Origin of the sequence: Polynucleobacter sp. Fuers-14 (assembly GCF_018882045.1) — a bacterium.
GTDB lineage: Bacteria > Pseudomonadota > Gammaproteobacteria > Burkholderiales > Burkholderiaceae > Polynucleobacter.
The window spans coordinates 1-1,385 of the sequence record NZ_JACVPG010000038.1; the positions used below are offsets into that span (position 1 = coordinate 1).

Here is a 1,385-nt window from a genome sequence, read left to right on the forward strand (position 1 = left end):
GCGGCTGAGAGGGTAGTTGTACCGGTGCCAGCTTGAGTTAAGGTTGCCCCTGCTCCAGCCAAAACTGCAGAGATGGTCAGTGCATTGCCACTAGTATTGTTAAAGACATAACCAATGGTGCTAGTTAAGGAGCCAGAACCGGTAATAGAGCCACCACTTGTACCGACCACTAAGCTATAAATCGAATCGTTAAATGTTCCCATGGCAAAAGTACCGCCGTTAATGGTGACAACACCGCTATCGGGCATGGCATTGCTTACGCCTAAGGCGAGCGTACCAGCAGAGATAGTAGTGCCACCAGTGTAGGTGTTGGTGCCAGATAAGGTTAAGGTACCTGTGCCAGTTTTAGTGAGGGAGCCAGTCGTGCCAGCAACAAAGCCATCATCAGAGATCACACCATAAAAAATGCTACTGGCGGTATTTAGGATCGTCAATACTTTAGAGCCTAAGTAAACTTTGCCAATATCAGTACCACTACTCGATAGATTTCTAATCGTTGCACCAGATATGGTGCTAGAGATATCCAAGCTACTATTAACTGCAACGCTCGTTGAATTAGAGACGCTACCAGAGCCGCTTAAGGCTAAAGTACCCCCACTAATCGTCGTGGTACCGCTGTAGGTGTTGGTGCCAGAAAGGGTTAAGGTGCCAGATCCAACCTTGGTCAGAGAAAAGGCCCCAGCGCCATCTTGAATTGCACCAGAAAATAGGGTGTTTTGATTATTGCCGCCCACAGATAAGTTATAACCAGTAGTGTTGGCATCGGATGCTAATACTGTCCCGCCACCAGAAAGTCCGCCAATTGTTGGGGAGCCATACCACCCATATAAGTCGAGATAGGCGCCAGATTCCAAATTAATCGTGTTTTTAGAATAAACCGATCCTGTGCTTGCATAGTAAGAAAACTTTAAGCTACCTCTGACAACATTAATCATGCCGGAGAAAGACAAGGCGCTACTGCCGCTAAAGCTTACCGATCCAGTTTCATTTGAATTTCCGGCGTTAATACTTAAAACTCTATTTGGAGCCCCGTAAACACCTCCATTAATTTCAAAGCCTATACCACCTGTATTTGGTGTAATTGCCGATAAAGAGCTGTCATCTAATAGTGTAATACCCCTATTAGCATTCAATCTGAAGTTAGTGATTGAGCTTGACAAAACGGCTTCAAGCGTACCGCCGGACAAAATAATATTATCTGATGTTGCCACAGAGGGAGTCGACCCAAGATTAGAATCAGCTGATATTGATAAGATACCAGCAGAGATAGTAGTGCCACCAGTGTAGGTGTTGGTGCCAGAGAGCACCCAAGTGCCTGTACCAGACTTGACTAAATTTGTCGCGCCAGTGTTATCTGCTAACACTCCAGCAAAAGTATTGCTTGC

General features: G+C 45.7%; 1 protein-coding gene and 1 pseudogene. Both read right to left on the minus strand.

Features of this window, described 5'->3' with window-relative positions; genetic code table 11:
- Nucleotides 1–1,211: autotransporter-associated beta strand repeat-containing protein (locus ICN40_RS11575; protein WP_308281786.1), on the minus strand; the 1,211-nt coding region annotated here is incomplete at its 3' end.
- 45 nt (nucleotides 1,212–1,256) lie between these two features.
- A pseudogene (locus ICN40_RS11925) lies at nucleotides 1,257–1,364 on the minus strand (autotransporter-associated beta strand repeat-containing protein); the annotation flags it as partial.
- Between the last annotated feature and the right edge of the window lie 21 nt (nucleotides 1,365–1,385).